Origin of the sequence: Mesobacillus boroniphilus (genome assembly GCF_018424685.1) — a bacterium.
Classification (GTDB): Bacteria; Bacillota; Bacilli; order Bacillales; family Cytobacillaceae; genus Mesobacillus; species Mesobacillus boroniphilus_A.
In genome coordinates this window covers 18,795-41,698 of the sequence record NZ_QTKX01000005.1, presented here as the reverse complement: position 1 = coordinate 41,698, position 22,904 = coordinate 18,795, and the positions used below count along the sequence as shown (strand labels likewise).

General features: G+C 43.7%; 22 protein-coding genes and 2 tRNA genes. 3 read left to right on the top strand and 21 right to left on the bottom strand.

The window, feature by feature from the left end; translation table 11 throughout:
- Positions 1–52: 52 nt before the first annotated feature.
- The 3 genes from DYI25_RS21435 to spoIIE form a co-directional block, all read right to left on the bottom strand.
- Positions 53–1,081 carry a protein kinase domain-containing protein gene (locus DYI25_RS21435; RefSeq protein ID WP_213372774.1) on the bottom strand — a complete coding sequence of 343 codons (1,029 nt, stop codon included), beginning with the start codon at positions 1,079–1,081 and terminating at the stop codon, positions 53–55.
- Entirely contained in the window at positions 1,050–1,787 is a 738-nt protein-coding gene (locus tag DYI25_RS21430) for a vWA domain-containing protein (protein WP_213372733.1), read from the bottom strand. Before DYI25_RS21430 ends, DYI25_RS21435 begins: the two co-directional genes overlap by 32 nt.
- A 138-nt stretch (positions 1,788–1,925) precedes the next feature.
- The gene (spoIIE, locus tag DYI25_RS21425; protein ID WP_213372731.1) at positions 1,926–4,400 is read right to left on the bottom strand and encodes a stage II sporulation protein E; all 2,475 of its coding nucleotides are present in this window, start codon (positions 4,398–4,400) and stop codon (positions 1,926–1,928) included.
- Between the two features lie 276 nt (positions 4,401–4,676).
- Here spoIIE and DYI25_RS21420 point away from each other — a divergent pair.
- Both DYI25_RS21420 and DYI25_RS21415 read left to right on the top strand, forming a co-directional pair.
- Positions 4,677–4,750, top strand: a tRNA-Met gene (locus DYI25_RS21420).
- Positions 4,751–4,895: 145 nt separating this feature from the next.
- A tRNA-Glu gene (locus DYI25_RS21415) sits at positions 4,896–4,967 on the top strand.
- Between the two features lie 24 nt (positions 4,968–4,991).
- Here the strand turns inward: DYI25_RS21415 and DYI25_RS21410 are convergent.
- From DYI25_RS21410 to glmU, 15 genes are all read right to left on the bottom strand, one after another.
- The gene (locus DYI25_RS21410) at positions 4,992–5,234 is read right to left on the bottom strand and encodes a hypothetical protein (RefSeq protein ID WP_213372729.1); all 243 of its coding nucleotides are present in this window, start codon (positions 5,232–5,234) and stop codon (positions 4,992–4,994) included.
- Between the two features lie 36 nt (positions 5,235–5,270).
- Positions 5,271–5,723 (bottom strand): S1 domain-containing RNA-binding protein, encoded by a 453-nt coding sequence (locus DYI25_RS21405; RefSeq protein WP_041963897.1) that lies wholly within the window; start codon positions 5,721–5,723, stop codon positions 5,271–5,273.
- 74 nt (positions 5,724–5,797) lie between these two features.
- Complete coding sequence (locus tag DYI25_RS21400) at positions 5,798–6,196, bottom strand: FtsB family cell division protein (RefSeq protein ID WP_213372728.1); 399 nt, start codon at positions 6,194–6,196, stop codon at positions 5,798–5,800.
- Between the two features lie 73 nt (positions 6,197–6,269).
- Complete coding sequence (gene yabQ / locus DYI25_RS21395; protein WP_213372726.1) at positions 6,270–6,905, bottom strand: spore cortex biosynthesis protein YabQ; 636 nt, start codon at positions 6,903–6,905, stop codon at positions 6,270–6,272.
- Complete coding sequence (yabP, locus tag DYI25_RS21390) at positions 6,902–7,204, bottom strand: sporulation protein YabP (protein WP_213372772.1); 303 nt, start codon at positions 7,202–7,204, stop codon at positions 6,902–6,904. The genes yabQ and yabP overlap by 4 nt, the downstream gene beginning before the upstream one ends.
- Positions 7,205–7,294: 90 nt before the next feature.
- Positions 7,295–7,564 carry an RNA-binding S4 domain-containing protein gene (locus DYI25_RS21385; protein ID WP_213372724.1) on the bottom strand — a complete coding sequence of 90 codons (270 nt, stop codon included), beginning with the start codon at positions 7,562–7,564 and terminating at the stop codon, positions 7,295–7,297.
- Between the two features lie 39 nt (positions 7,565–7,603).
- On the bottom strand, positions 7,604–9,067 hold the full coding sequence (gene mazG, locus DYI25_RS21380; RefSeq protein ID WP_213372721.1) for a nucleoside triphosphate pyrophosphohydrolase: 1,464 nt from the start codon (positions 9,065–9,067) through the stop codon (positions 7,604–7,606).
- Positions 9,068–9,098: 31 nt separating this feature from the next.
- Positions 9,099–10,703 carry a putative polysaccharide biosynthesis protein gene (locus DYI25_RS21375; RefSeq protein WP_213372719.1) on the bottom strand — a complete coding sequence of 535 codons (1,605 nt, stop codon included), beginning with the start codon at positions 10,701–10,703 and terminating at the stop codon, positions 9,099–9,101.
- 337 nt (positions 10,704–11,040) lie between these two features.
- The gene (gene spoVT / locus DYI25_RS21370) at positions 11,041–11,577 is read right to left on the bottom strand and encodes a stage V sporulation protein T (protein ID WP_213372717.1); all 537 of its coding nucleotides are present in this window, start codon (positions 11,575–11,577) and stop codon (positions 11,041–11,043) included.
- A 353-nt stretch (positions 11,578–11,930) separates the two neighbouring features.
- A complete protein-coding gene (gene mfd / locus DYI25_RS21365) occupies positions 11,931–15,467 on the bottom strand; it encodes a transcription-repair coupling factor (RefSeq protein WP_213372715.1) in 3,537 nt (1,178 codons plus the stop codon).
- Between the two features lie 100 nt (positions 15,468–15,567).
- Positions 15,568–15,798 (bottom strand): anti-sigma-F factor Fin family protein, encoded by a 231-nt coding sequence (locus tag DYI25_RS21360; protein WP_213372713.1) that lies wholly within the window; start codon positions 15,796–15,798, stop codon positions 15,568–15,570.
- Between the two features lie 148 nt (positions 15,799–15,946).
- Positions 15,947–16,507, bottom strand: coding sequence for an aminoacyl-tRNA hydrolase (gene pth, locus DYI25_RS21355; protein ID WP_342032553.1), 561 nt, complete (start codon positions 16,505–16,507; stop codon positions 15,947–15,949).
- Between the two features lie 146 nt (positions 16,508–16,653).
- Positions 16,654–17,286 (bottom strand): 50S ribosomal protein L25/general stress protein Ctc, encoded by a 633-nt coding sequence (locus tag DYI25_RS21350; protein WP_213372709.1) that lies wholly within the window; start codon positions 17,284–17,286, stop codon positions 16,654–16,656.
- A gap of 813 nt (positions 17,287–18,099) precedes the next feature.
- Complete coding sequence (locus tag DYI25_RS21345; protein ID WP_102264801.1) at positions 18,100–19,056, bottom strand: ribose-phosphate diphosphokinase; 957 nt, start codon at positions 19,054–19,056, stop codon at positions 18,100–18,102.
- A gap of 18 nt (positions 19,057–19,074) precedes the next feature.
- Entirely contained in the window at positions 19,075–20,448 is a 1,374-nt protein-coding gene (gene glmU, locus DYI25_RS21340) for a bifunctional UDP-N-acetylglucosamine diphosphorylase/glucosamine-1-phosphate N-acetyltransferase GlmU (protein ID WP_213372707.1), read from the bottom strand.
- A gap of 222 nt (positions 20,449–20,670) precedes the next feature.
- Between glmU and DYI25_RS21335 the strand changes: the two genes are divergently transcribed.
- Entirely contained in the window at positions 20,671–20,856 is a 186-nt protein-coding gene (locus tag DYI25_RS21335; RefSeq protein ID WP_213372704.1) for a hypothetical protein, read from the top strand.
- Positions 20,857–20,969: 113 nt separating this feature from the next.
- On the opposite strand, the gene spoVG is transcribed toward DYI25_RS21335, so the two are convergent.
- The 3 genes from spoVG to purR all read right to left on the bottom strand — a co-directional run bounded on the left by spoVG (position 20,970) and on the right by purR (position 22,879).
- Positions 20,970–21,260 (bottom strand): septation regulator SpoVG, encoded by a 291-nt coding sequence (gene spoVG, locus DYI25_RS21330; RefSeq protein ID WP_023613316.1) that lies wholly within the window; start codon positions 21,258–21,260, stop codon positions 20,970–20,972.
- A 386-nt stretch (positions 21,261–21,646) separates the two neighbouring features.
- On the bottom strand, positions 21,647–22,021 hold the full coding sequence (locus tag DYI25_RS21325; protein ID WP_213372702.1) for a RidA family protein: 375 nt from the start codon (positions 22,019–22,021) through the stop codon (positions 21,647–21,649).
- Positions 22,022–22,054: 33 nt separating this feature from the next.
- Complete coding sequence (purR, locus tag DYI25_RS21320; RefSeq protein WP_213372700.1) at positions 22,055–22,879, bottom strand: pur operon repressor; 825 nt, start codon at positions 22,877–22,879, stop codon at positions 22,055–22,057.
- Positions 22,880–22,904 lie beyond the last annotated feature (25 nt).

Here is a 22,904-nt window from a genome sequence, read left to right as displayed (position 1 = left end):
ACAGAGCTTTAATCCCTTATGTACGGATGAGGGAGCAAAAAGTTTCAAAAAATCATGTAATCTGGCTATAAATATAGAAAAAATATAATAAAGAGATAATCAAAATAATAGTAACCGTTTCAAGAGCCGAGGATTTTTTCTTTTTCTGCTTGTATCCCATCCGCGCTTGGCGGCCAGCTGGACTTGACTTCGCCCTAGAAGGACTTGATACATTGTGTTGTTGAGTTTGCTTTTGTGGAGCAGCCTTTTGCTGTGCCGTGCTTTTTTTCGATGGAGAAGCCGGCTGATGGACTTGCAGCAAATCAGACCTCATTTCCATGGCAGAAAGGTATTTACCCGCGAGTGCGTTATAAATCACCTTTTCATAAATCCTCAATTCCACGCTTTGCTTCACTTTATCCATTATTTCGCTTATCCCGCCCGACTTCTTCGTAAACCTTTTCGGATATGCCGTGTTGACCATGATCATACCGACAGCGAATAAATCATAGCCAGGTTCTGCTTTCCTGCTCCCTAGCCCCCAATAACCCCGGTCAAAGAATTCGGTGAACTCTTTAATTGACCTGCCTTGCATTGTCGTACCGCCGACATCTATGCATCGTATCCTTGCTGGCGGTCCAGTCACAATCAAGTTATCCGGCTTCAAATCTCCAAATACCCAGCCATTTTCATGGAGCAGCTGCAAATCAGTAAGCAGCTGGAGTATCATCACACCTTTCCAGTCCGGCCCTTTTTGCTGCAGGAAAGCGAGAAAATCTGGTCCTTTAATGAATTCCATAGCATAAAAGCTGACTTTTTTTCCCGGACGTTCCCAATCATCCACATCCAGCAAAGAAGGCCCGAGGGCAGATCCCTGGACCTTGGCAAAAGATTTCAACACATTGACCTCAGAAGTGATCGACATTCCATTGTCGCTCATTTTCAATGCTACTTGTTTATTATTGTACCTCGCCAGATAAACAATCCCATTCGCACCAAAACCAAGCTCTTTTATGATTGTATATCGATTGTGATGCCATTTCCCTTCGATGATCGTACCAGGAATGACCTTACACAGATTCTTCAAAGAAGGATTCATCATCACCGGACAATAGGCTCCTTAAAGATCGTTTTTTATTAAAATGGGAAAGTGCTTCGCGAATGGCAGGACCGGTAGGCGTAATTCCTCCCGTCGTCAGCTTGGCGAAAATGCTCGTGAGCGATTCAAGCTTCGGTGTCCAGTCCAGCAATTTTTCGACATCATTTCTTTTCCCGGGAAATACAAATACCGAAAAGCGATTATCCCCTGACCTTGCATTCAAGCTTAAACTCAAGTCCAGCAAGGCTTCTTTCACTGTAGGCAGCTTGTGCTTCATGCTTGCGCTTGTATCGACAAGAATCAACACATCGAGCTCGACTGTCTCCCCAAGCTCATCCACAACCTCCATCACTTCGCCGCGCTGCTCCGGCGGAAGGTCTTCCACTGTCCGGCCGCCGCCAAGAATTTGCTGGAGTTCCTTGTTCACTACCCCTTGGAGAGTCTGGGTCATCGCTTTCCTTGTCACCATCTGGACTGTCTGGGAAAGCTGCTGGGCGTACACAATCTGGCTGACTCCTCCGCCTGACATAGCAATCCCCTCGATCTCTGTCATGCTCTGTTCATCTATAACATCCTGTTCCATCACTCCAATTACGTTAACGGTAATCCCTTGTTCCTTTGCCATCGCAGCCATCGCAATCGGATCTTCACCCTGGTTTGAGCAGCCATCTGTTATGAGCAATATTTGCCTGATTGTACCTGTTTTCATGCAATCCCCTCACTTCCAGGCTTTTTTACGTTTTACAATCTAGTAAAAGGAAAAAGCCTTTAATAAATTTGTTACCATTTTCGACGAAGTAAAGGGGAATTATACATAAAGGAAGAGTATATTGGTCAAATTAAACTATTAAGCTCTTTTTTGATAATTGGTCACTGGGATAGAAGCCCATTTTGGGATATTGTGGTCGATCTTTGCGACTACAACTGTCATGTCATCCTCAATCGAGCCCTCGCGGGAACGGATGACCTCCTCCATAATCAAGTCTGCGATTGCCTGAGGATCTTCTGTCTGAAGCTCATTGATTTTCCGCTTCATCCATAAATCATAATTTTCGACATGCTTAGGCCCTTCAAATACGCCATCGCTCATCATGACCAGCAAGTCGCCTGCCTTCAGCTGTTCGCTGACGACATCTACCTCGAATTCCTGCAATATTCCCATCGGCAAGTTGCTCGCCTGGACTTTCATTACCTTTCCACCACGCTTGATGAAGCTTGGCGTTGAGCCGATTTTCAAGAAACGGGCAGACGCATTTTGCAGGTCGATCATGACCAAATCGAGAGTTGAGAAAATTTCATCAGTTGTCCTTAAAGATAAAATTGAGTTCACTGACTTGATTGCAACTTTTTCTTCAATACCGGATTGCAGGATTTGCTGCAGCAGTAATAAAGTATCCCTGCTTTCAGAATGAGCTCTTTCTCCATTGCCCATCCCGTCACTGATGGCAATTGCGTATTTTCCGCCGCTCAGCTCAATGGTTGAATAACTGTCTCCTGAAATGAGGTCCCCATCCTTAGCCGCATGCGCCACGCCTGTAGACACTGCATAGGCTTTAGCCGACCGGAATGTCACATGGCAAAAACCATTCGGGAATGTCGAACACTCTTCTGAATTGACAACGATGTTTTCTTTTAGGATATCGGAAAGCATTGGTGCGATTAATTTTTCACATTCACCATGTCCCTGGCAATACGGAATCGTCATGTCAATATCCACATTTCCTTGTTCCAGACTATAGATCTCCACATGCTCGATATGGATGCCGAACTCCTGGAGCGCCTCGAGTATTTGTTCTTCTTGTTTCGAGTGGTTTTCGCGTTCACGCTGGATTTCTTTAGCGAAATCTCCCATTACCTCTGAAACACCAAGCAATTGGTCAGCCACAAGCCGCCTGCTTTCCTGGACCTGTTTCTTGAGTTTCTTGTTCGCCTGATAATAGGTCAGCTGCTGCTGCATGATTTCCATTACTTTTTTCGATCTTGTGCAGTGTTTGTCCCATTCACGGGAGAGCTTTTGCGGTACTGCACCAGAATTTTGATCCATCTCCTGCATAATCTCGCTCATATAGTCATAGGTTGTATTAAAGTTCCTTGTCCAGCAATGGTCTTTCTTAAAGCAAGTCTGGCATGTTTTTTCTGTGACATTGCTCAAGAAATAATCCATATCACGGTCCGTTTCAATTGTTTCATCCTGAACCTGCAATGTAGAAAAGCTTTTCGACAGCGCTTCAAATACATTTGAGAACTGGACGACACGCTGTGCTGTCACATCTCTCATTTTTCTCATATATTGCTGCTGTTCGGCTGAATACTCTGGTGTACCTGGAATATGTTTGGCGATTTTTGACGTAAGTGATTGAGGAGTAAGAAAGAATAGCAAGACTGCCGCTGCTGATTCGGTCAATGTCTGGCCGAGAGCGCCTCCACCCTCGCCATACATGCCAATTAACAGTGTGGCGATAAACAATCCAAGTGCCACCCCTGGTTTCCTTCCCTCTTTTAGCAAGCCGCCAAGCAAACCAGCGAAGGCAAGCAGGCTCATATGGTAAAAGCTCGACACGTTCGCGAGACTGAAAATCAACCCTGTTACGACTCCGACTGTGGAACCCACTGTGGCACCGGCGACAAATGAAAATATGAGGACCAGATAACGGGACATTACGTGCTCTACCGACAAATCATAGATTGTCCAACCAATTGTTCCTGTCATCACTGAAGCAAGCATGATGATCAAACAGACTATTTCCTCCGTTTTCAATGACTGCTTGCGCTTACTTGCTGTCATCAATGGAATGCTTTGCATGAAGATAAATGTCAATACTAGGCCTAGACCAGCTTCGACTCCCGTCATCATTCCCTCATACAAAGTAATATTTCCTGACAAAATAAGAACTTTCACCATTTTGGCTATTAAAATAGTGAAAAATATATAAAACGGAAGGACTTTCATAGAATTCTGGATCCATTTTTTCGTCAGCTTGTATAACAGTAAAAATAAGAATACAGAACCAAACGTGAAAACGGCGTCTGTAAATGACAGGGTTGCAGCCCCAGCAACCAACCCAAACAGCGCGATAGGCGCACGGTCTTTTCGGATAAGATACACAGCCGCAAAAAATGGAAGGCTAAAAGGAGTCAACTTCGCCAGTATCAAGGCACGGCCAAGCAAGAATCCAATGATCAGAAAAATATAGCCTTTTTTCAGGAAAAGGTTTTCAACTTTGGATTGTAGCTTCGACATGCCTTTCGCAAACCTGAATCGTGATTCCTCAAGATGAACTTCACCGATCGGTTCCATCATGTTCCTTTCTACCTTTTGCATTTAATACACTCCCCGTTTTTTTATCGTTGCTGATTATTATAAAAGGGAGCAATCCAGAAGTTTGTCAAAAATAAGGACAAGCAATAAAGTTTCGTTCGACGCATTTCCCCGAAAATAAAGCAATTCCTCGAAATACCACGTATTATTTTAGTAACCACTCCAAACACCGCTAAAAATTACCTATTATTATTTTTGACTTTTCTTTTAAAAATCCATTGACACTATTTTAATATCTATGTATTATATTTCTTGTGCCTCAAAACACAATATCAATATGGCGGTGTAGCTCAGCTGGCTAGAGCGTACGGTTCATACCCGTAAGGTCGGGGGTTCGATCCCCTCCGCCGCTACTTAGAAAAGCGCAAGCGCCTTGGTCAGCCCCGACAAGCGTTGGAGGGCCGACCAGTGAAGTCGCTCTTTGACTTCATTGGACGGACCGAAACGTCTCGAGGGGCTAGGCGCTGAAGCTGGACAATATAAATACAATACTAATACGGCCCCTTGGTCAAGCGGTTAAGACACCGCCCTTTCACGGCGGTAACACGGGTTCGAATCCCGTAGGGGTCATCACACAAAAAACCCTCGTTCCTTTTAAAGGAGCGAGGGTTTTTTATGTATTTCCATGCATTGCAACTGCTGTACTTTTACTCTTTCCTGTGCATTTTCAGGCAATGCAGTCACTCTGCTCTTACCCAATTTACTCTCTAGCTGTTTTTTGGGTAATGCAGCTACTCTACTTTTACCAAAATTCACTTCCGCCCCATTTTTCGGGGAATGCACTCCTAAACAAAACAAAAAGACAAGCCCTTTAAAAGACTTGTCTTGGTATAGCATGATTCCTGCTATTATATATATTCATTTAGCAGCAAGTTACCCTCTTCTAGCTCCTCTTCCGCCGCGCTTAGACTCAGTAGCACGTTTTAGAGTGGACAGGCGGTCTTCGCTGTCCTTCAAGAATTTCGCCATTTTTGATTCGAAATTTTCCGGACGGGCATTGCGGTTGTCGTTTCCTCTGCCGCCACCGCCGCGTGGACGCTGTGAGTAAGGTCTTGATTCAGATCTTTCTGGTCTTGCAGGTCGTTCTGGCCTATCAACAGCCTTCTTGATAGATAAACCGATTTTACCGTCTTTTTCAACATTGATGACCTTCACTTCAACCTGGTCGCCCACTTTGAGGTGGTCATTAATGTCCTTTACATAGTTGTCTGCAACCTCGCTGATATGAACCAGTCCAGTTGAGCCTCCCGGCAGTTCCACAAACGCCCCGAAATTTGTAATACCTGTTACCTTTCCCTGTAGCTTGCTGCCTACTTCGATTGACATAAAAAAGTTTTGCCTCCTTAAAGATATAAAAAATCAAACTTACATTATATTATACAGAATATCAAAAAAGAGTGTCAATAAGGCGAATCTTGGGAGTCATTTTTCTCTTTGGGAAGGTTGAAGATGATTTCATTCTTTTCGGACAGGAAGTATTCCTTGCGGGCAAGCTTTGCTATGTATTCATCATCGTTTAATTTGACGATTTCCTCATCAAGAATCTCCTGCTGTTTTTGAAGGTTTGCTAAATTTTGTTCGAGCTGTTCCTTTTCCTCCTGCTTCTTTTCGAGGGCTGCAGACTGGGAAATGAACGTTGAGATCATTAAATAAGAAATGACCGATGCGAATAGAGCAAAGACTGCGAGGCGCCTGAAAAGCAGTTTTCGCTTCCTGGTTTCTGCAATCCCTGCTTTTTCACGCTGCTGTACATATTGATTTTCAATCTTGGCTATGTTCTTTTTCCTGATGACACCCATTCCTCGCAGTCCTCCTTATAATTTATTTTTTTGCTGTATTAAATTTGGCTGTGGGTTTTAACATTAACAGGGCTTATTTTTTAAACTTCTTTAACCATTTTATCGGCTTAATAGAATAATTCTTTACTATTATTAGAAATCCTGCCAATTTATTATATAACTTCTCGACGCTTTTTTTAACTGTTTTCGGCAAAAGTTTCCAAAAAAGCAGGAAAATCATCTTAATTGGTTTCCAAATTAAGTTATTAAGCAGCCATAGTAAAACGGCAAGAAGCCATTTTACAAGTGCATAAAGGCCTCTTCCCGTCAAAAGCAAAAGTGATAAGGCGGTGGCTGCCAGAAACTGGAGCGGCCTTACCACTAACATCCGGAAAGCTTTCACAAGGAACACATACACATTGATCGTATAGGTTATGGCCCGTTCCAGCATTTTAAGATACAGTTTCTTGAAAAGGCTTTGATAGGCCGCAAAACCGCATAACAATGCCAGGAAGATATAAAAACGCAATTCTCCCATATTCACCGAAAACAAGACATAAAATATCGACAGACCTTGGAACACCCAAAACAGGATGTCATTGATGAAGACGATCCACGACTTTCGTTTTGACCTTTTTAAAAAACGGTTATGTGTATCAAGTGAAGCCCCGAATAAGCTGCCCATCCCAATCATGGCGAGCATCGTCAAAAATTGGGTCGACAGTGTCATCGGAATAACTTGCTAAAGAAACCTTTAGCTTTCTCCCCATGCTGGTCATCTAGATAGACCAGGTCAAAGATTTTCCCCTTGATCGATACGACACCTTTGTCGACATCCAGGTTTTTCATCTGCAGGTTCTGGCCCTTGATCGCAAGGAATCCCATGACAGTCTCTAATAGGAACTCTTCATTATCGAAGCTTTCAACCTGCTTTACTCCCGTAATATCCAGTGTCCGTCGGCCTCTCATCACTAAATCGTGTTCTGGCAAATTACTTTTTGTTTGGTTCGTTTCATAGTATTGGCTCATCATTACCCCTCACAATCATAATGCACTTTTGTACATGTTTATGATTGGATAAGAAAGAATAGAACAAGCCTTCACAGGTAGGATGGTTTACTATTCATCGTCTCCAGGGATACGTTCTTCCCCGAGAAGTGTATACATTCCGGCTGCTTCATCCTTACGTGATGTTTCCTGGATTCGCTCGATTCTTGCAGAAACGACTTTTTGTCCAAAACGGATCGCCAGTTCATCTCCTGCTTTTACATTCGTACTCGCTTTCGCAGGCATACCGTTGACTGAGATCCTTCCTTGATCGGATACTTCCTTCGCCAATGTTCTTCTTTTGATCAATCTTGATACCTTTAAAAATTTATCCAGCCTCATCGTATTTAAACCCCTTTATCAATATTGGTTTCATTTACCTTATAATCCTCGTTTTTTCGCTTCCTCCCAGAAAGCATCCAATTCATCCAGTGTATAATCATCGACACTTTGGCCATTCTCTGCTGCTTTTTGTTCGATATAAGCAAAGCGGTGCATGAATTTCCGGTTGGCCTTGTTCAGTGCCACTTCCGGATTGATGTCATAATGCCTTGCGAAATTGACGAGCGCAAACAATAGGTCACCGTACTCCAACTGGATATCTTCCTGAATGCCATTTCCGGAGATTTCTGCCGAAAGCTCTTCGATTTCTTCCTTTACCTTGTCAAGGATAGGTGCGACCGTCTTCCAGTCAAACCCTACTTTAGCTGCTTCCTTTTGCAGCTCATATGCTTTAAGGAGATTCGGAAGTCCTTTACCGGCTCCCTCGAGCATCGATTTTGGGGCACCGCCCTTTTCCATCTCCTTGATTTCCTGCCAGTTTTTCAATACGTCCTCTTCATTTTCTGCCGTTTTGTCCCCGAACACATGTGGATGCCTGCGGACCATTTTTGCAGAAAGCCCTTCAATTACATCATCAATGGTAAAATAGCCCTCATCCTCACCAATCTGCGCATGCAGCATGACTTGAAGCAGCACATCCCCCAACTCTTCGATCATATGGTCGATATCATCATTGTCAATTGCCTCGAGCAATTCATACGATTCTTCAATCAAGTACTTCTTTAATGTTTGATGGGTCTGCTTCTTATCCCAAGGACAACCATTCGGACCGCGCAGTTCTGATATTATTCCACGCAGTTTCAGAAATTCCTTGTATAATAATTGCTCATTTTCAACAGGCGGGACATAAACAGATGTTAGATTGCTAAGCTCCATCTCCCTGTCGAGTTCATATAAAGGAATTTTCTTGATGACCTCATCACTGCTACCGGCCGCTGTCACGATGAATACCTCATAATTATCAGGCAATTTTTCCATAAGCGTCAGCTTGACGTCAGAGGCAACGAACGCGTCATACACCTGTCCAATGATTGTGTGGCTCCTTAGCAGCAAATCTTCCTTTGATAACGCAGTGCCATCAAGCAGCTGGAAGCCTTCAATCGGATCTATAGCCAGCGACTGGAACATGGCGTCAAGGAAACTCTGGCCGCCGCCAACTTCAATTTCAGTATCCCGCTTCGGCCCTCGTTCTAGCAGGAGCTGCACCGTCCGCTCAGCGATCAATGGATGGCCTGGAACCGCATAGGTTACAGGAGCTTTTCCTGCTTCAGCAAGCAAAAACTCTGTGATTTCTTCATATACTGCCGAAAACTGTTCATGTTTTTCATATACAGCATCGAACGATTGAAACTGCAGACCTTCCTTCTCGAGCTCCGCGACTACTGGATGCTCTTTTGTCCGTAAAAACAGGTTCTGCTCCTGCTTCAACTTTTTATATACACCAAGCGGCAGCTGGTCAAGGTCGCCCGCGCCCAATCCGATGATCAATATCTTTTTCGTCATTTCCCACTTTTCCTCCTTCTTGTATATGGTTCTATTTTAAGAACAATTGGACAATTCTGCTGCCGAAAGGCAAAGTCCCTAGTTCCTCTTCAGTCAAGGCCCTGATTTTAATCAATATGAAAAAATAAACAAGCGCGCCAATAACTACGGCGCTAAATGCTTGAAGTACAGCTCCGAGCCTGTCAGGTTCAATATATTCATAACCGAAGTCAGTTAAATATAAAAATAATCGCAAAATCACAGCCATCACGATCGAGGAAAACAGGATCTTCGAAATGAAAACTACCGATAAAACAGGCTGGCCAAGTTCACGTCTTAGTTTAAAAGTCAGGATGAACATGACAACCAGCATCGCAGCCAATGTGGCAATAGCTGCGCCCATTGTTCCAGCAGCAGGTATGAGTAATGGATTTAATATGTATTTCAATCCAAATCCGGCAAGTATGACTGCAGCCGGAAAGATGGACTTATCAAGACCCTGCAAAATGCTCATAATCGTAAGGATGACAGAGCCAAATAAAATCATCAGGCTTAGTACCCCAAGAACATCGGATCCATTAGCATTCTCAAACAGCATAATATTTAAAGGAACTATGATGCTATATAAACCCACTGCTGCAGCAGCGCCAAAAACCAGGCTTGTCTGAAGCGCGAGTCTGACTTTAGGCAGGATTTTCTCTCGGCGATTACTTGATTTGTCACCAGAAATCGCTGGTACCAGGCTTAATGACATCGAGGTGGCGACAACTGTTCCAAGCTGGATCAGCGGCTGCCCTCTGTCAAAAATACCTTTTGCCGATTTTGCTTCCTCCGCTGTCAGTCCCATTGCAAGCAATGAGGCATACATATTCAAGGAATCTGCCAGCTGGAGCAATATTAACAGCATGCCACTAATGCTGATCGCAAATCCTTGAATAATCAGCGCTTTTACGACCCAGGCTGAATCCTTGAATAAATCCTTAACATGAAAATGCGTGAAGGGATTCGCTCCACCATTTTTCAGGTAAAAAAAGCTGAGAATCAAAACAGAGATGAGTCCTCCTGTTATTGACCCAAACACAGCCCCGGCACCAGTGACATAAAGAGAAAAACCTTGCTGCACTAGTACTGCTGACAGGATTAGAATGGTCGCGACACGGATGAATTGTTCTGAAACCTGGGAAACCGCAGTCGGCACCATGTTTCCCTTTCCCTGGAAGTATCCCCTGAACACAGAGGTAAACGGGAAGATCAAGAATGGGACGGATACGACCTTGAATAAGGGCATTAGTTCAGGGTCACCGATTTTTTCGGCGATCCATCCAGAACCAAAGTAGAAAAATGAAAAAAGCAGCACGCCTATCAAGCCTAGAAAAACAAGCGAGATGGCCAAAAGCCTATCCGCCCTGCCGCGGTTTCCTGCAGCCTGCTGCTCTGTATAAAGCTTGGATATCACAACTGGAAATCCGTATGTAGATAAAACCATGACAATCCCAAAAAAGGGATAAACCTGCTGATAAATATAAAAACCAATGTCCCCGACGATATTTTGAAATGGGACACGGTAAACTGCGCTTAAAATTTTTGTAACAAGGGCTGCCAAAGTGAGAATCATGGCTCCCTTCATCAATTCCTTCGAATCTGCAACGGGCTTCATCGCCCATCTCCTTCCAATTTCAGTTTCAAACGTATTATATCACAAGGGTGAAAGTGACAGTCGCAAGCGTAACAGGCAACATAAATTTGTTAGATAGATGTAACAAAAGAAAAGCGCAAGTGCCTTAGTCAGCCCCGACAAGCGACTTGAGCTGCTTAAAGCTAACGCTTCTCGCAAGATACTCGAGGAAGCCAAATCAGGGATGAAAACTGGCTAGGCGCTGGAACTGGACACTGTTTCTTGTGCAAGAAGTTTATATTCCTAGACACGAAAAGAGGCAGCCTTGTCAGCTGCCCTTTAGGAATGAATCAAATTGAATTAAAATCACGAATCTTGATTATTGCTCCATCTGTCTTGCCAGGAAGCCTGCAGCCGTTTCAACAGCTTTTTGTTCCACATCGCCCAATGATCCTTCTTTAGAGAAGATAATTACTGCCCCGATTGGATCTCCGTTTGCAATAATTGGCCCAATTGTATAAGAAGAAACAGGCTCTTCATTTCCATCAACAAGCGCAATGTTAGACTGCTGGTTCACAAGAGATGAGGTACGGTCTTCCATCGTCTTTTCAACAAGTTCACTGATGTTTTTATTCAGGTAGTCCTTCTTGGAACCTCCTGCTAATGCAATATAAGTATCTCTATCGCAAATCAATACCGGGTTGCCTAAGCTATCATATAGTGCTTCTGCATACTCCCTCGCAAAATCGCTCAGCTCACTGATAGGTGAATATTTCTTTAAAATGACTTCACCATCACGGTCCACAAAGATTTCGAGTGGATCTCCTTCACGAATACGAAGTGTTCTTCTAATTTCTTTAGGAATTACGACACGACCTAAATCATCGATTCGACGAACAATACCAGTTGCTTTCATCCAACGTTGCCTCACTTTCATCTGATGATTATTTTTTTAGGTAAGGTTGTTTTTCGCATTAATTGTTGCTTTTCGGACATAATCACTTTGTCGATTACTGATCGAAAGTTTCGAAAAGTACCTTCGATCTTGATTATGCCTTTATTAATCAACCTTACCAAGATTTGAACTTAGTATCTTTCATATGGAAAGTTCTATACACTTCTCATTATTATTTTCTTTGAAGTGATAAAGGTGCCAAAAACGGATAAACCTTCCAGCTAATAATTGCGTACACACAAAAATTACCCTTGTCTATCTTTTTTGAAACACTTTTTCATTTTACATTTAGATTACAAGTTATTTCCATATGGTTACGATACTGTATTTTCCTGTTCTTTTTGGGAGTCATGAAGTCCCTTAATCATCTCGAAAGTAATGTCAAACCAGCGGTCGTTTTTCATGCCTCTCGTGTGGACGACCATTTTCAGCTTTTTGCCTTCCATTCCAAGGCCCACTGCATTCCTGTATTGGCTGCTTAGTTTGAACACCTTTTGTCCATCAATTCTGCTGCTTCCATCCTCTGTTAAAAGAATGGTTACATCCTGTTTGGCCTGTTTGATCGTCTCCACACTTGCGGTGATTGCATATACCTTAAGTTGAGCCACCTTGAATAAGGTTTCCACCTCTGGAGGATAATCCCCGAACCTGTCGGTAATTTCCTCTTTCAATTCGTCGACATCCTTCAATGTCTCTATACCACGGAAACGTTTATACATTTCGATTTTCTGGTGTCCATCAGAAATATAACTATCAGGTATATAAGCATCAAGTTCAAGATCGATTTCAATTGAAGGCTTGCGTACTTGATCTTTTTCAGGCTTTCGTTCTTCAATAGCTTCTTTCAGCATCTGCGAATACAAATCAAAACCGACTGAATCGATAAAGCCATGCTGCTGGGCACCGAGCAGATTACCAGCACCCCGGATTGATAAATCGCGCATCGCAATCTTGAAGCCAGAACCCAGCTCCGTGAATTCCTTGATTGCCTGAAGACGTTTTTCGGCAACCTCTGTCAGGACTTTGTCCTTTCGGTAGGTAAAATAAGCGTAGGCTACCCTGTTTGAGCGCCCAACCCGTCCTCTTAGCTGATAAAGCTGGGAAAGGCCCATTTTATCTGCATCGTAAACAATCAGTGTATTGACATTCGGAATGTCCACACCTGTCTCTATGATTGTCGTGCTGACCAGCACATCATATTCTCCCGCAAGGAAACCAAGCATGACTGATTCTAGTTCATTTTCGGTCATGCGGCCGTGTGCAAAGGTGACACGCGCATCAGGTACAAGCATGGAAATCTCCTCAGCCTTCCGCTCGATGTCCTCAACACGGTTATAAAGGAAGTATACTTGTCCGTCCCTGGCAAGCTCACGTTCTATCGCCTCGCGGACGAGCCCTCCGTTGTATTCCATGACATATGTCTGGACGGGGAAGCGGTTTTCAGGCGGCGTTTCGATGACTGATAAATCCCTGACACCAAGCATTGACATGTGCAGCGTCCTTGGGATTGGCGTTGCCGTCAAAGTCAGGACATCTACATTCGTTTTCAATTGCTTGATTTTTTCCTTATGCGTTACCCCAAAGCGTTGTTCTTCATCAATAATCAACAGGCCTAGGTCACTGTAGGTGATTTCCTTTGATAAAAGCCTGTGGGTCCCAACGACAATATCAACACTCCCGGCCTTCAATCCCTTTATCGTCTCGGTTTGCTGCTTTCGGGTACGGAATCTGCTCAAAAGTCCGATGTTGATCGGGAAATCCTGGAACCTTTCCCTTAGTGTCTCATAATGCTGTTGTGCCAGGATGGTGGTTGGCACCAGGAAGGCTACCTGTTTACCATCGGCAATAGACTTGAAGGCAGCCCTGATTGCCACCTCTGTTTTACCATAGCCGACATCTCCGCACAGCAGGCGGTCCATCGGGCGCTCACGTTCCATATCAAGTTTGATTTCATGGATTGAACGAACCTGGTCTTCCGTTTCCTGATAAGGGAACGAAGATTCAAAATCGCGCTGCATCTCACCATCAGGAGAGAAAGCATGCCCGACGCTAGCCTCACGCTCTGCGTAAAGCTTGATCAAATCGTCCGCAATATCCTGGACAGAGGACTGAACTTTGCTCTTCACCCGTTTCCAATCACTGCCGCCGAGCTTATACACCTTAGGTTCTTTACCTTCTGAGCCGACGTATTTTTGGACAAGGTCAATCTGCTCGACCGGGACGTAAAGCTTATCCGTTCCCTGGTAGCGGATATGGAGATAATCCTTATGGACGCCATTGATCACGAGCGTTTCGATCCCCAGATATTTTCCGATCCCGTGGTTTACATGGACGACATAATCGCCAATTTTAAGTTCTGAATAACTCTTGATCCGCTCTGCATTCGACAGCTTTTGTCTTCTCGCAGGCTTCTTTGTTTTTTTATTGAAGAGTTCCTCTTCCGTAATCACAGCGATCTTCTGGATTGGGAATTCAAACCCCGTATTCAGGCTGCCCTGGATGATCTGGACTTTCCCAGGAAGCAATTCCTGCTTGCTGCCCATTTTTACTGCATCGATTTCATAGTCTTCAAGAACACGTTCGAGCTTTTTGACTCTTTCGGCATCCGGCCCAAGGAAAATAACCGCATAGTTTCCTTTTCTCCAGCGGTCGACCTCACCTTTAAGCACATGCATCTGCCCATGGAAATTCTGCATCTGCTTGCATGATATATTGATGATGTTTTGCGGGCTCGTGTTTGGAACATGCCTTAGAAATAAAGATAGATACACAATCGGCTTTCCGGCTTTACTCATCAAATCAGGAAGCTGGTGTGATATCTTCAGGTCATGGATGATCTGCCCTTCACCAAGGAGACTCGTATACCATTCTGCTTCTTCCTTGCTAAGAGACTCATTCATTTCCTGTACCCTGCTAATTTCATCGACGAACAGGAAACCATTTGGCGGCAAGTAATCTATTAAACTTTGAGGCTTTTCGTAAGCTATGGATAAGTACTTGAATACTTGGTCAGGTTTTTGCCCATTGCGCAGCTGTTCCAATTCATAGCCTACATTTTGCGACATCAAGGTCTTTGCTTTATCATTCTTAAGCTTCTTCAAACTGCTTGAGAGCCCAGCCTCTAGTCCTGTAATCATACGGTCCAGCTGTTCATTCTCGATCGGGTTTTCTGTCGCCGGCCCAATCGCTACTGTTTTCATTTTTTCCTTCGAACGCTGGTCCTCAAGGGAGAATGTCCTGATTGAATCAACCTCAGCATCAAACAGCTCAATCCTGACCGGATCTGCTGATGTCAGCGGGTAAATATCAATAATCCCTCCTCGGACACTGAACTCTCCAGGAGCCGAAACCATTTCCGCCCTAACATAGCTCATGCTGACAAACCGGTTGAGAACCGATTCGAGATCGATCTCTTCACCAAGCTTGAATGTCAGCTGGAATTTGGCCCATAGATCCTTTGGCGGGAGCATCTTCCTTAAACCAGCCATCGGGACTATCACAATACCCGTCTTCTTTTTGCTCCAATGATTCAGAGCTTCTATCCTCTGTGCCTTCAGCTCAGGGCTTGAAATACTTATTTCAGCGGCAATCAGTTCATTTGCCGGATAAAGATAAACATCATTTTCCCCTATTAAATTAACAAGATCATCATATAGTTTTTGCGCTTGTAATAAATTATGTGTCACGATCAGGACGGGGCGCTTCGTCTGTTCGTAGATCGCTGCTAAAAAGACCGTCCGCGCCGAGCCGGAAAGACCTGCGACGAGCTGTTCCCTAAGCCCCGCATCCATTCCGGAAATAACAGATTGGACATCATCCTGATGACTAAATAGAGCTTTGAGCCCCTGCATCCAAACCTCTCCCTCTCTATAAAAAAATGCTAATCTTTACTTTAAAAATATTACCAATATGCAAACAGAAAAATGCTTTGGATGAGGAATCCAAAGCTTGTCAGTGAATCAGGTAGTCATGCTGGTGGAAGTCTGGGTTGCGTTCCAAGGCTTCCTGACAGTCTTCACAGATTGATTTTATATGGATGTCACCGTTCCCTGCATAAGATATCATCTCCTGGCGCTCTTCCTCGGTCAGCTTATGCAGTCCAAGGCTTTCACTGTGGACAGACATCCTGTCCAGTGAGCCCATATTCGTGCCGCAATGACGGCAATGATAATGTATAGCCATGCCCGTCCCTCCCAAATTAAGTCATTATTCATTATTGACCCTTTGGCAGGAACTTATGCACTTAGCCTATTGTATGATTCTTTTTTTACATTATATTACTTGATCAAAAGATTGGCATGTTTATTTCGCTTTTCTCCGATAAATTCGGCTATTGATTAAATGTATTCATTACTTCTAAGAACGGCTTTTTAATCCATTCTTCACAAGCATCTGAAGATTTCATTACAGCCTCGACCATCTGTTCATTTTCTTCCGAGGTAAAACGGCCAAGTACCCAATCCGTAATGGCCATACCATTTGTCGGGCGGCTAATGCCTACCCTGATTCTCTTGAATTCCTGTGTTCCAGTATGGGCAATCGTCGATTTAATCCCATTATGGCCGCCGGCGCTGCCTTTTTGGCGCAATCTGATTCTGCCAGTCGGCATATCAAGATCGTCATATATCACGACTAAATCTTCCAGATCAATATCATAAAAATCCATAACCGCCCTGATTGACTCACCAGAGAGGTTCATATAGGTTAAAGGCTTAAGCAAGATGACCTTTTCACCACCAACAAATCCCTTTCCGTATAAGCCTTTATGCTTTGCCTGATCCAATGGGATATTCCAGCGTCTTGATAACTCATCAATGACTTCAAAGCCGATATTGTGCCTTGTTTTATCATATTGCCTTCCTGGATTCCCAAGTCCAACAAATAACTTCACTTTCCACACCCCTAACCAAACGCATATCATCTCTTTTAGTTGTTTATTCCACCTTGTTTCGGAGGAAACCAGAAAGAACATCTATTTATAATGTACATGAAAATCGTAAAAGACGTAACCCTTTTCAGGCTACGTCTATTACCACTTTATTCTTCGCTCGCTTCCGTTTCTCTTCCTTCTTCATTTTCAGGCTCTCCTGGTTCTTGCTCTTCTCCGGAGTTAATTTCTTCTTCCACTTTAGGAGGAAGGATTGAAACGACTACCGTGTTTTCGTCATCATTAATTTCGTAATTTCCTGTTTTGATATCAGCTAGTGTCAAGTTTTCATTAACTTGCAGGTTTGTGACATCCACATCAATGGCCTCAGGGATGTTGCTTGGAGTCGCTGTGATGTTCACTTCGTGGATAGGCTGCTGAAGGACTCCACCATCCTTGACACCTGCGGCCTCACCAACAAGGTTCACCCTGACGCTCGCATGTACCTTGGAGCTTTTATCGACAACAAGGAAGTCAGCATGGAGAATTTCATTCTTGATATGGTCTTCCTGGTAATCCGTCAGCATGACACTATGCTGACTTCCGCCCACATCAAGTGAAATGACACCATTTCGGCCATTTTCGCGGATGGTCTTCACAAACTCGATGCTGTCCACATAAATGGACTTACTATCAGTAGTCCTTCCATAAACCACTGCCGGAATGTTGCCCTCCTGGCGTAACTTCCTCAAGGTAGAACGTTGAGTACTTGTGCGCTCATTTGCTTTCAATACTGCACTCATGGTTTTGTCCCCTTCCTATTTCGTAAGTTCTTGTCTATATAAAAAATGCCCCAAAATAGGAAGGTCTAAACGTTTTACTTTTTTTTAGAGGCTCTATTAAATATGGCTGTTGAGTTTCGTTCCAGGCACTTCGCTCTCCGCGGGAAATTACTACAGGTTCTTGACAGCTTTGACCCTGTATCCTCAAAAGCTGTCTCAATAACGAGCTTTTCTTGACAGCTTTGGCCCCGTATTCTCAAAAGCTGTCTCAATAACCTGCTTTTCTTGACAGCTTTGGCCCCGTATTCTTAAAAGCTGTCTCAATAAAGAGCTTTTCTTGACAGCTTTGGCCCCGTATTCTTAAAAGCTGTCACAATAACCTGCTTTTCTTGACAGCTTTGACCCCGTATCCTTAAAAGCTGTCTTAATAACCTGCTTTTCTTGACAGCTTTGGCCCCGTATTCTCAAAAGCTGTCACAATAACCTGCTTTTCTTGACAGCTTTGACCCCGTATCCTTAAAAGCTGTCTTAATAACCTGCTTTTCTTGACAGCTTTGGCCCCGTATCCTCAAAAGCTGTCTTAATAACCTGCTTTTCTTGACAGCTTTGGCCCCGTATTCTCAAAAGCTGTCACAATAACCTGCTTTTCTTGACAGCTTTGACCCCGTATCCTTAAAAGCTGTCTTAATAACGAGCTTTTCTTGACAGCTTTGGACTATTCTCCTCAAAAGCATGAAAAAGGAAAACGCCTTGGTCACTTTCATGCTGCAAATTAAAGCAAAGAGAAACAAGAGTAGGCTTGCCTAATGGCAAGCCTGTCATTCCTTATTAAAATTAATCAAATAGGGTGCTGACTGATTGCTCTTCGTGAACGCGGATAATCGCTTCCCCGATCAATGGAGCAACAGACAGTTGGTGGATCTTTTCAACGCGCTTTTCTTCTGCTAGTGCGATTGAATTTGTCACAACCAGTTCTTTAATCTTGGAGTTTTCGATACGCTCAATAGCAGGACCTGACAATACAGGGTGTGTACAGCAAGCGTATACTTCAAGTGCCCCATTTTCAACTAACGCATTTGCAGCCAATGTAATTGTTCCTGCAGTATCGATAATATCGTCAATCAAAATGGCAACCTTGCCTTCAATATTACCAACGATGTTCATTACTTCAGCAACATTTGGCTTCGGACGGCGCTTATCGATGATTGCGATAGGTGCTTTCAATCTTTCAGCCATCTTTCTTGCACGTGTAACACCGCCATGGTCAGGAGATACAATGACAACATCTCCGTTCAATTCCTTGCTCTTGAAGTGGTCAGCAAGAATTGGCACACCCATTAAGTGATCGATTGGAATATCGAAGAATCCTTGGATCTGTGGAGCGTGTAGATCGAGCGTGATGACGCGAGTAGCGCCAGCTGTCTCAAGCAGGTTTGCCACAAGCTTAGCCGTGATTGGTTCACGTGCGCGTGCTTTACGGTCCTGCCTTGCATAGCCGTAATAAGGCATAACAATATTGATTGTTTTAGCTGATGCACGCTTTAATGCATCGATCATGATCAGCAATTCCATGATGTTCTCATTTACTGGAGAGCTAGTCGACTGGATGACATACACATCACAGCCACGGATGCTTTCTTCAATGTTAATCTGGATTTCTCCGTCGCTGAACTGGGATACAGAGCATTTTCCTAGCTCTACCCCGATTACCTTCGCGATTTCCTGGGCAAGTTCAACATTTGAGTTAAGTGAAAAAACCTTTAAATTTGGGTCAAGATACTGGTTTGACATTGCGGACCTCCAAGACTCTTATTTCTTTACGTTCATTTTCCCTACATAATCTTCTTTGTTGACTTGACGAGCACGTGCAAGCGCTAGTGCTTCACCTGGAACATCTTCAGTGATTGTGGAGCCGGCTGCTACATATGCGCCTTTTCCGATCTTCACTGGTGCAACAAGATTTGAATTACAGCCGATGAATACGCCGTCTTCTATCTTGGTCAAGAATTTGTTTTTGCCATCATAATTCACTGTGATGGAGCCGCAGCCGATATTCACATCAGCACCGACTTCTGCATCACCGATATAGCTAAGATGGGATGCCTTGCTTCCTTTGCCAAATACCGCTTTTTTAATTTCGACAAAATTGCCGATCTTCACTTCATCATAGATATCAGATTCTGGCCTGATATGCGCGAAAGGCCCGATGTTGACTTCGGAGCCAATCTTGCTGTCGAAGGCCGCTGATTGGCGGATAACCGTATTGTTTCCAATCTCGCAGCTGCTGATTTCAGTATTAGGTCCAATCTGGCAATCAGAACCGATGACTGTGCTGCCAGAAAGCGTCGTTCCCGGGAAAATAACCGTATCCTGTCCAACTTTTACATCCGGTCCAATATACGTGTTATCTGGATCAATAATCGATACGCCATTACGCATATGATACTCATTGATCCGCTTTTTCATCGTGCGTTCAGCTTCCGCAAGAGCAACACGGTCATTGACACCAAGTGTCTCCGCAAAGCTATCCGTCACATATGCTGAAACGATTTCACCCTGGTTTTTCAGGATTTCGATGACATCTGGAAGATAGTATTCCCCCTGAACATTATCGTTTGATACATTCTGGATCGCTTCGAATAACATTTTATTATCAAAGCAATATGTACCGGTATTGATTTCATTGATGCTTCTTTCCTGCTCGTTCGCATCCTTATGCTCAACGATTTTCTCAACAAACCCTTCTGCATTCCTGACGATACGGCCATAGCCAGTTGGATCCTCAGCTCTCGCAGTCAGGATGGTTGCTTTGGCACTTGTCTCTTCATGATGCTTGAAAAGGGCTTCCATTGTTTCAGCCTTGATCAGCGGAGTATCACCGCAAACAACGATTGTGACTCCTTCTTTGTCTGCAAGCATTTGCTCGGCTTGCTGCACAGCATGAGCTGTTCCAAGCTGTTCTGCCTGAAGGGCATACTGGCTATCTTCACCAAGCTGATCTTTAACTTTTTCTGCTCCATGGCCGACAATTGTCACGATTTCGTTTATATCAAGACTTTTCACCTGGTCAATTACATGCTGTACCATTGGCTTGCCGCATACAGGGTGAAGTACCTTATACAACTTGGACTTCATTCTTGTTCCCTGACCGGCTGCTAAAATGATTGCATAACGATTAGACATTAGCAGGCCTCCAATTTACCTTTTTATCCATTACGAATATATCTTAAATAGCCGGGTATTTCAAGAATAGAAGAACAAGTACAATTATTTGTCAGTTTAGGGGGGAGAGTATTAAGTAAAAAGCGGAGGCGACTGTCTAACTCGGACAAGCGCTGCCCTCCTATAACGCCACGTCCTGTGGCTGGCGGGTCTAGCACTTCGTGTACCTCGGAGGGCCTGACAGTGAAGTCGTTCTTTGACTTCATTGGGCGGATTGAAATCGAAAAGTATAGCCGACTGTCCAGAAACGAAGAAACTGGAGACTCCGGCAAAGTAGCGCTTTTTGCTTCTGCAGGAGGAGTTGAAGTTTCGAAGTTTCTAGGAGGCGACACTGGACAAGCGTTTCGAGGAGCTAGGCGCTGGAGCTAGACAATTATAAAAGTGAATTTTTTTTTAAAAAAGGTTTACCAGGGGACAAATCGGGGAAATAAAAAAGAGCCTAACTTATGCAGCAGGCTCTTGATGTTATACACTTATATATTCTAGGAAGCGCCAGCTTCTTCGAATTCGACTTCTAACTCACCTAAACGGTGGTACTCTGCCAAAACGGCATCCTGGATCTTTCCGCGTGTACCCGAATTGATCGGATGCGCGATATCACGGAACTCGCCATCAGGAGTGCGTTTACTTGGCATTGCAACAAATAGGCCGTTGTTTCCATCAATCACCCTGATATCATGGACAACAAACTCGTTGTCAAGCGTGATGGAAGCGATCGCTCTCATCCGTCCATCTGTATTAACGCGGCGTAATCTTACGTCAGTTACTTCCATTCTGTTCACCACCTTTACAAATAGATAAAATTCTAGTTAAATAATTCCACGTTGAAATCAAATCTCCTTCTTTTACAAGAAAATTTTTTTGAAAAAATAGGTCGAATTTGTGAATTTTTTCATACAATAAGCCTTTACATATAAGTTTCCCCTTTTAAAATAGGCTTTTTCGGCTATTGACGAGTGAGTGAACCTTCTCTGAAAAAACTACTTTTTATATCATTTTTTTGACCTTTTTATAAAAAAAGTTTTTGTATTATAAATGTACTATTGTCACCAAAGGTCAGAAGGGAGAGGATAAAACCTTCCTGCAGCGACCGAAATCGCGGTTCTCCTCCTTTATCGGACACCTCCTAAATCTCTTTGCAAATAAAAAAAACGCCCGTTTATTTAACGAGCGCTACTACTTCGATTTCCACCAAGGCATCCTTTGGCAGTCTTGCCACTTCCACTGTTGAGCGAGCTGGCTTATGCACATTGAAATACTCTGCATATATTTCATTCAATTGAGTGAATTCATCCATATTTTTGATGAAGACAGTTGCTTTTACCACAGTTTCAAGTGAGGCACCTGCAGCCTCAAGTACAGCTTTCAAGTTTTTGAATACCTGATGTGTCTGGGCCTGGATATCTCCTTCGACCATTACACCCTCTGGAGTCAATGGAATCTGGCCTGAGCTGTAGAAAAGATTGTTCACAACCACACCTTGCGAATATGGACCGATTGCAGCAGGCGCATTTGAAGTTTGTACAATATTCATATTGTCACCCCATCTATTTTTTTATATGAACAACTATTCTCTGCGAGCGAAGTAATTTCCTTCACTCACGGTAATTTTCCGTTCTTTTACGTCTACATCTGAAAGGCGTACGAGTGATAGATACTCATCGACAAGTCTTTCTTCGATGTTCTCCGATTCAACCAGTACCGCTATTCCCGCTAAATCTGCATTAAACTCTTCAAGCAAATTAATCATGCCATTGACGGTGCCGCCCGCTTTCATGAAGTCATCGACTATCAGAACCTTCGAGCCCTCTGCAAGGCTGCGCTTTGAAAGCACCATCGTCTGAATCCTTTTTGAAGAGCCTGAAACGTAGTTGATGCTTACCGTCGACCCTTCAGTCACTTTGCTATCCCTTCTTACAATCACGACAGGAACATTCAAGTTGCTTGCTACTGCGTAAGCGATTGGAATCCCCTTTGTAGCCACCGTCATGACAACCTCTATATCCTTTTCAGCAAAAGCAGATGCGAGCAGCCTTCCCACTTCCTGCACAATTGCTGGATTTCCGAGGATATCATTCATGAAAAGATAACCGCCTGGCAGTAATCTATCAGGACTTGCCATCACCGTACATAGTTCATCGATTACCTTCCTGGCTTTTTCATCACTGACATGGACATGGAACTTGACTCCCCCGGCAGCGCCTGGCACAGTCTGAAGGACACCGATTCCCCGCTGTTCAAATGTTTCTTTGATGATTCCGAGATCTTCACTGATCGAGGACTTAGCTGAACCATACTTCTCTGCAAAATAGGTTAACGGTACCAATTGGCGCGGATGTTCCAGTAAATAGGTCGTCATATCGATCAAACGCTCGCTGCGTCGAAATTTCATTAAAGAACCTCCAAAATCCGAATAT

Bases quoted from the DNA above. Each gene is read 5' to 3' on its own strand.
- purR (WP_213372700.1), bottom strand. From the start codon at position 22,879: ATGAAATTTCGACGCAGCGAGCGTTTGATCGATATGACGACCTATTTA.
- DYI25_RS21350 (WP_213372709.1), bottom strand. From the start codon at position 17,286: ATGAGTGCAGTATTGAAAGCAAATGAGCGCACAAGTACTCAACGTTCT.
- DYI25_RS21385 (WP_213372724.1), bottom strand. From the start codon at position 7,564: ATGAGGCTGGATAAATTTTTAAAGGTATCAAGATTGATCAAAAGAAGA.
- mfd (WP_213372715.1), bottom strand. From the start codon at position 15,467: ATGCAGGGGCTCAAAGCTCTATTTAGTCATCAGGATGATGTCCAATCT.
- DYI25_RS21325 (WP_213372702.1), bottom strand. From the start codon at position 22,021: ATGAATATTGTACAAACTTCAAATGCGCCTGCTGCAATCGGTCCATAT.
- DYI25_RS21435 (WP_213372774.1), bottom strand. From the start codon at position 1,081: ATGATGAATCCTTCTTTGAAGAATCTGTGTAAGGTCATTCCTGGTACG.
- DYI25_RS21345 (WP_102264801.1), bottom strand. From the start codon at position 19,056: ATGTCAAACCAGTATCTTGACCCAAATTTAAAGGTTTTTTCACTTAAC.
- mazG (WP_213372721.1), bottom strand. From the start codon at position 9,067: ATGACGAAAAAGATATTGATCATCGGATTGGGCGCGGGCGACCTTGAC.
- spoVT (WP_213372717.1), bottom strand. From the start codon at position 11,577: ATGAAAGCAACTGGTATTGTTCGTCGAATCGATGATTTAGGTCGTGTC.
- DYI25_RS21405 (WP_041963897.1), bottom strand. From the start codon at position 5,723: ATGTCAATCGAAGTAGGCAGCAAGCTACAGGGAAAGGTAACAGGTATT.
- DYI25_RS21360 (WP_213372713.1), bottom strand. From the start codon at position 15,798: ATGGCTATACATTATCATTGCCGTCATTGCGGCACGAATATGGGCTCA.
- DYI25_RS21430 (WP_213372733.1), bottom strand. From the start codon at position 1,787: ATGAAAACAGGTACAATCAGGCAAATATTGCTCATAACAGATGGCTGC.
- DYI25_RS21410 (WP_213372729.1), bottom strand. From the start codon at position 5,234: ATGCTATACCAAGACAAGTCTTTTAAAGGGCTTGTCTTTTTGTTTTGT.
- yabQ (WP_213372726.1), bottom strand. From the start codon at position 6,905: ATGACACTGTCGACCCAATTTTTGACGATGCTCGCCATGATTGGGATG.
- DYI25_RS21400 (WP_213372728.1), bottom strand. From the start codon at position 6,196: ATGGGTGTCATCAGGAAAAAGAACATAGCCAAGATTGAAAATCAATAT.
- glmU (WP_213372707.1), bottom strand. From the start codon at position 20,448: ATGTCTAATCGTTATGCAATCATTTTAGCAGCCGGTCAGGGAACAAGA.
- DYI25_RS21375 (WP_213372719.1), bottom strand. From the start codon at position 10,703: ATGAAGCCCGTTGCAGATTCGAAGGAATTGATGAAGGGAGCCATGATT.
- yabP (WP_213372772.1), bottom strand. From the start codon at position 7,204: ATGAGCCAATACTATGAAACGAACCAAACAAAAAGTAATTTGCCAGAA.
- spoIIE (WP_213372731.1), bottom strand. From the start codon at position 4,400: ATGCAAAAGGTAGAAAGGAACATGATGGAACCGATCGGTGAAGTTCAT.
- spoVG (WP_023613316.1), bottom strand. From the start codon at position 21,260: ATGGAAGTAACTGACGTAAGATTACGCCGCGTTAATACAGATGGACGG.